The organism is Thermoleptolyngbya sp. M55_K2018_002 (assembly GCF_015295965.1).
GTDB classification, from domain to species: domain Bacteria; phylum Cyanobacteriota; class Cyanobacteriia; order Elainellales; family Elainellaceae; genus Thermoleptolyngbya; species Thermoleptolyngbya sichuanensis.
Genome location: NZ_DVEA01000361.1, coordinates 46,021 through 52,020, shown reverse-complemented (window position 1 = coordinate 52,020; position 6,000 = coordinate 46,021). Strand labels below are relative to the sequence as shown.

At 57.7% G+C, this 6,000-nt stretch carries 7 protein-coding genes; all 7 read left to right on the top strand.

What is annotated here, in order from left to right; translation table 11 throughout:
* Nucleotides 1-1,023, top strand: a 1,023-nt coding sequence (locus IGS51_RS18495; protein WP_297080248.1) for a mechanosensitive ion channel family protein, incomplete at its 5' end; no start/stop codon positions are given.
* Nucleotides 1,020-1,157, top strand: coding sequence for a hypothetical protein (locus IGS51_RS18490; protein WP_297080247.1), 138 nt, complete (start codon nucleotides 1,020-1,022; stop codon nucleotides 1,155-1,157). The genes IGS51_RS18495 and IGS51_RS18490, both read left to right, overlap by 4 nt.
* A gap of 190 nt (nucleotides 1,158-1,347) precedes the next feature.
* Entirely contained in the window at nucleotides 1,348-2,025 is a 678-nt protein-coding gene (locus IGS51_RS18485; RefSeq protein WP_068509716.1) for a V4R domain-containing protein, read from the top strand.
* On the top strand, nucleotides 2,022-2,363 hold the full coding sequence (locus IGS51_RS18480; protein ID WP_297080246.1) for a hypothetical protein: 342 nt from the start codon (nucleotides 2,022-2,024) through the stop codon (nucleotides 2,361-2,363). The genes IGS51_RS18485 and IGS51_RS18480 overlap by 4 nt, the downstream gene beginning before the upstream one ends.
* A gap of 157 nt (nucleotides 2,364-2,520) precedes the next feature.
* Nucleotides 2,521-3,012: a hypothetical protein gene (locus IGS51_RS18475; protein WP_297080245.1), complete on the top strand. Its 492-nt coding sequence runs from the start codon at nucleotides 2,521-2,523 to the stop codon at nucleotides 3,010-3,012.
* A 180-nt stretch (nucleotides 3,013-3,192) separates the two neighbouring features.
* Nucleotides 3,193-3,849 carry a V4R domain-containing protein gene (locus tag IGS51_RS18470; protein WP_297080244.1) on the top strand — a complete coding sequence of 219 codons (657 nt, stop codon included), beginning with the start codon at nucleotides 3,193-3,195 and terminating at the stop codon, nucleotides 3,847-3,849.
* Nucleotides 3,850-3,991: 142 nt separating this feature from the next.
* Entirely contained in the window at nucleotides 3,992-5,959 is a 1,968-nt protein-coding gene (locus tag IGS51_RS18465) for a serine/threonine-protein kinase (RefSeq protein WP_297080243.1), read from the top strand.
* The last annotated feature ends 41 nt before the right edge of the window (nucleotides 5,960-6,000 follow it).

Sequence of the window (6,000 nt, the reverse complement as noted above, 5' to 3'; positions counted from 1 at the left end):
ACAGGTTTTGTGGTTGTTACGCACAATAATCAGGGGCAAATCCTGATCTGGCTGGGTGGCATCGTGCTGATCGTGTCGCGCTTTCCCGGCACGTATACTCTGACGGAATCCATCTGGCTCAAGCCCCTCAGCCTGCTGCTGATCTGGTTTTTGGTGGGTCTGCTCAATCGGCTGGGCGACGCGCTGATCAACGGACTCTCCAACGCCTGGCAAGAAAATGACCTGTTCACCCCGGAAGAAGCCCAGCGGCGATCGCTCCGCATTTCCACCATCGTCACTGCCATGAAGGGGCTGAAGACCTTTTTGGTGTACCTCATGGGGTTGGGCTGGGCATTTAGCGTGCTGGGGCTGCCTGTGGGGTCGGTGCTGACCTTTGGTGCGGTGCTGGCCTTCGCGGCATCGCTGGCCTCGCAAAACCTGATTCGCGATTTGGTCAACGGATTTTTGATTATTTCCGAAGATCAGTACGCCATTGGCGATGTCGTTACCATTGGCAACTCCACTGGACTAGTGGAAAACATGAACCTGCGCGTGACGCAACTCCGCAACGGCGACGGGCGGCTGATCACGATTCCCAACAGCATGGTCGATCGGGTCGAGAACCAGACGCGCCTGTGGTCGCGGGTGGATTTGATCATCACGGTCGCCTACGACAGCAATATCGAGCATGTGCTGTCGGTCATTCGCGATGTGGCGCAGGGCCTGTACGACGACCCGCAGTGGCGCGATAAGTTTTATAACCCGCCGCAGGTGTTGGGCGTGGAAACGCTGTCCCATGAGGGGATTTCAATTCGCGTGTGGCTAGATACACAGCCAATGCAGCAGTTCGCGGTGGGGCGCGAGTTTCGCCTGCGCGTGCGAATCGCCTTCGAGAAAAACGGCATCGACATCGGAATGCCGCAGCAGCTATTCCGCAGCCCCCATGCCCATGAGGAGTTGCCCAACCACCTTTTTGATGAGCCTGGTGACGAGCCTAGAGCGCGGGAAGACGGTCCTCGCAGCAGTGCTGAGCCTTCCTCTTGATCCACAGCAAATTGGGCAGAAGGGCGATCGCCCAACCCATTTGCCCAAAGCCAGTCGCAACGCCGCCCTTCACAAATCTCTACACCCAAGAGGCGATCGCCCTCGTTAGTTCCAGCCTTTGGTGGGAACATTAAGCTCAAAGCAACTCAGCGCTGGAGTCAGTCGTGCTGCAACCCAGTCGGCAGCAGGTCAGTATCTCCTGATTTAGCCCCGTTGCAAACAACACACGACATTACAATTCAAAAATCAAATTCGGACGCTGTATAACCTTTACTAAACGTGCCGGATCTGATTCCTGTTCCCCCTTACTCCCCGCAATCCACTATGGTGAACGCCATTCAGAACCCAACCAAACAGCGGAACCCGAAGAAGCACAACCACTACGGCTTCCGCGACTTTTTCCAGTTTGACCCCGACAAGGGCACGATTGTGGACTGGAACGGCAGTCAAAACCTGCTCACCACCGAAGATTTCATCATTGGTCTGGTGGAAGGGCTGGAGGAAGAAGTGGGCGATGCTTCCGCCGCCACAATGTACACGATTGGGTGTGAATGGGGACAAAAAGACGCTTTCTTCTTTGAAAAGTGGTTTGAAAAAGAATTCGACCGCAACATTCGCCAGACCAATCTGCTGTTCTTGCTGGAAACCTGGTGGTGGCCCTTCACCTCGCAGGGCTGGGGACGCTGGGAAGTGGACATGGGCGATCGCAAGCAGGGCTTCATGTTCATCAATATCTTCGACTCGGCCGTGGCGCGGACGCTGGGCGACGTGGGCAAACCCGTTTGCTATCTCTACGCTGGCCTGTTTGCAGGCTTCTTTACCGAACTGGTGAAAAAGCAACTAAGCTGCATCGAAATCCAGTGCTACTCGATGGGCGAAACCTACTGCAAGTTTCTGCTGGGCGGACAGGATCGCATTGATGCCGCCACCTTCTGGATGAACGAGGGCGCGACGGCGCGAGACATTGAAAAACGGCTGCGCTCAGGAGATCGGCTGAAATGAACCCCACTGCCCTGATGGAACGCAACGGATTTAGCAAGCCCGCCAGCGCCGAACCCAAACCCACGTCCTGGCTGCACCAAACCACCCACAGCTTTTTTAGCAGCATCAACTGGGACGACAACCCGCCTGAAGTGGAGCAGGTGCGCCTGGATGCGACCAGCAGCGACGGCCCGCTGAGCCTGATGCTGACGGTGCGCCAGTTCTTTACCTCAGTGAACTGGGATGGTGCATCTAGCAGAAGAGCGATCGCCCCCGAAGTCGATCTGCCCCTCTCCAGCGAGCCACTCCAGCCCACCACCAATGCCTTCACCCTCGACGACTTCTCCGACCTCTTCTAACCCATCCTCTCTAAGTTAAGCCCTCTTTCCCCCAACCTTATAAAGAACGAAAAACGAAGAACGAAAAACAAAAACCGAAAAACAAAACTCCTTCGTTCTTCCCTCTTCCCTCTTCGTTCTTCCCTCTTCCCTCTTCGTTCTTCCCTCTTCCCTCACCATGCACCCACAAATCGACGCACTCTTCGACGAAGCCGAAAACCGCTACCTCAAGCCCGAAGAACTGGCCGTGCTGAGCCAGTATGTCGAGTCGCTGCCCGCCCGCCTGGATGCCTATTGCAGCCTGCGCGATCGCGAAATCACCATCATGCAGCAAGCCGCCGATCGGCTGGTGGCAGAACTGCCCAGCGAATCGACCGAAACCCTGGAGCGCAGCATCAAAAACGCGCTGCTGGTGCTGCGTCACTGCGCTACTGCCATGCTGATGAACGATGAGGCCTTCCTCAAAGACCGCCTGCAACCCATGGCCCAAATGATTCAGGCCTACGACAGCCAGCGCATCGACTCGGCGCTGTTTCGCCTGCTGAGCCAATCCCTCAGCCAACACCTCGCGCCCCAGCAGGTCAAGTTCCTGCTGCCGATGCTGGCGATCGCCCAGAGCGATCTGCACCTTTCGGGCGAAGCACCGCTCACCGCAGCCGCCCTGTTTTAGGCAGCACAGGTCAAGGGGGCAGCGATTAGCTTTGCTCAGTATTTAGTGTTCAGTATTTAGCCAAAGGACTGCCCCACTTCAAAAATCCCGCGTCCTGCCCTGCGGACTCCCTCCGGATCGTCCAACCCCCGGTCCCCGCTCCTCAATCCCCAATCCCCAATCTCTGACCCCTACAAACCTATGATCTCCGTCGCTGATTTACTGGTTAATAACCGCATTCCCAGCAGCTACTTTGCGACCGATGCCTACGTCCGCAGCGATCTGGAAATGGGGCTGCTGGAAAACCGTCAGGGCGATCGCCTGATTGCCCTCCCCGAAACGCTGATCCAGGCAATCTACAGCGGGCTAGACAAAGAAACCGGTCAAGCCTCGAGGCTGGTGCTATATAACTGCGGGCGCTGGTGGGGCAAGACCTTCTACAGCCGCTTTTCGGAAGAGCTGACCGACTATTACGGCACGCCGCTGTCGAATATGCCGATGGTGGAGTTTTTACAAAGCCTCCAGCAGTGCTGGATTACCCACGGCTGGGGCAAGATCGACCTGGATCAAACCTATCAGCATCGCGGCTTTTTGGTAGTGAAGACCTGGAACTCGCCCTTTGCGCGACTGGCTCCCCGCAAAGACCAGCCCGTGTGTCATCTGGAAGCGGGTGTTCTGGCCTCTTTCTTTAGCCAGATTACCGGACGCGAACTGCATTGCGTGCAAACAACCTGCGAGTCGATGGGCGCAGACTGCAATCGCTTCGTATTAGGGCTACCCAAACGGCTGGAGCCAGCCGAAACGATGGTTACCAATCTCGACCACGAGGCAATTATGCAGCAGCTTTGCAATGCCTAGCATCATGTCCTGTCATGTCTTTCAGCGCTGTATCCGTGGCTGATTTGAGAGCCAATGCTGCTGCAACCTATCCCGGTCTTCAGGGAACCTGAATCATCTTCGGGTTCCTGTTGTGTTTCAACCCTTCTTTTCCGCGTGACCCGTGGCCAGCTTTTCCAAAAAAGAGCGGCAGCGCTCTAGATATCGCCAGTTGGGGCTGATTGGGCAGGGGCAATTCGGTCGGGTGTTTTGCGCGGTGCATCGGCAAACGGGGCAATTGGTCGCCCTCAAAAACCTGGAGCGAGAACGCTTCCCGACCCACAAGTTTCTGCGCGAACTGCGCTTTTTGCTGACGCTCCAGCACGAAAACATCGTCACCTGTCAGGCGCTAGAGCATACTGCCACGGGTCGCTATCTGGTGATGGACTATTGTGAGGGGGGAACGCTTCGCAGCCTGTTGAACGAAGACCATCGGCTGCACCCTGCCCAAAGCCTGAAGCTGGTAGCGGATATGCTGGCGGGGCTGGAACACGCCCACAGCCAGGGCATTGTGCATTGCGATATCAAGCCAGAAAATATCCTCCTCAGCGTGGAGCGGTGGGGCTGGACGGCCCGCATTTCAGACTTTGGCATTGCGCGGCTGCGGCAGGAATTGGCGGAGTCGCCGTCGGGGGGTGGCAACACAGGGTCTCCCGCCTATATGGCCCCGGAGCGGTTTTACGGACAATATTCCCCTGCGGCGGATCTCTATTCTGTCGGCATTTTGCTGTTTGAACTGCTGGCGGGCTATCGTCCGTTTTCGGGCACGCCGACGGAGCTAATGTCGGCTCATCTGAATCGGCCGCTGGTGCTGCCGGACTCGATTCCGGCTGTCTTTCATCCGCTGCTGTCGAAAGCGCTACAAAAGCTGGCGGCGAGGCGATTTTCTAATGCGGGCGAGATGTGGCGATCGCTCGTGCAATCTGCCACCGACTATGGGTTGGGTAATCTCAACTGGGATGGGCGGTTCCCGCAGGGATCGCTTCACGAATCGCGCTCGATGACGATTTCCCCGGCGCTGCCCACCGTTTCTCCTGTCCAGCCCCTGAACCTCCTGCCGTGGCGATCGCGCTCCGTTGTGACTCTGGAGCAGCCGATCACCGCGCTGGCGATCGCTCCCAGCCGGGGAACGCCGCTGTTCCAGCCTTTTCCAGAAAGGGTAGAAACCTACCGAGCCAGTGGCGATCGCGTCACGTTCCAGACCCACCTCACCGAGATCTGGCCTAGCCCCCTGGCAGACGTTGAGCCACTGGCTGCTGTGCAATTGCCGCAGCCTATTCGGGCATTGCAGGTACGGCCGCAGGGCTGTTTTGCGATCGCTGCTCAGGCTATCTATCTGCTAGATGTGCCGCCTAGCGATGCACATCAGCCCTGGCGCTGTCAGACCATTGCCCAAACGGAGCAGGATTGTCTGGTGGCGATCGAGGCGGCGGGGCGATGGCTGGCGATCGCCGCTCCGTCGGGGGATGGTGCAGTGGGTTCCCTAACGCTGCGATCGCTGCCTGATGGGGCCGCGTTGGGGCAGCACCCAACCTTCGTGTGGACTGCGCCAAACCCCATCCCGCTGCCAGTCCCCACCGATCATCGTCGGCAATTGCTGTATCTGGCGGCGCTGGATGGGCGGCATCTGGTGCTGGTGTCGCAGATTTTGAGAGGCGAGAAGCACCTTGAAACCTGGCTGGAAGTGTTTAACCGACGGGGCGATCGCTTGGGCTGCCTGACGCTACCTGTGCGTTTGGGCTACATCACCACCGCCTCCGACCCCTATCGCCTGGTCGCTTGCGATGCAGACGACCCCAACGCGCTGCTGATGATTGACCTGAAGCCATTTCGGGTGGTGCGGCTGGGTGTGGAAATTGTGCCGAAGTTGCTTGCGGCGGCGAACTGGGGCTATGTGCTGGCCAGCGCTGCGGGCGATCTGCTGCTGCTGGACGACCTGGGACAACCCGTTGGGCGGTTTCAGGGCCCTGCCTCACCCGTGGCGATCGCCCTGTTTACTACCACAGGCATCCTCCTGGCAACCCAGACCGAAGCCCAATCCCAGCTTCATTTGCTCAACCTGAAGGAAATGGACACGGATTTGATGTTTTGAATGTTCTTAATGGTCTGATGCTTTTGAATCTGGTGTTTTGC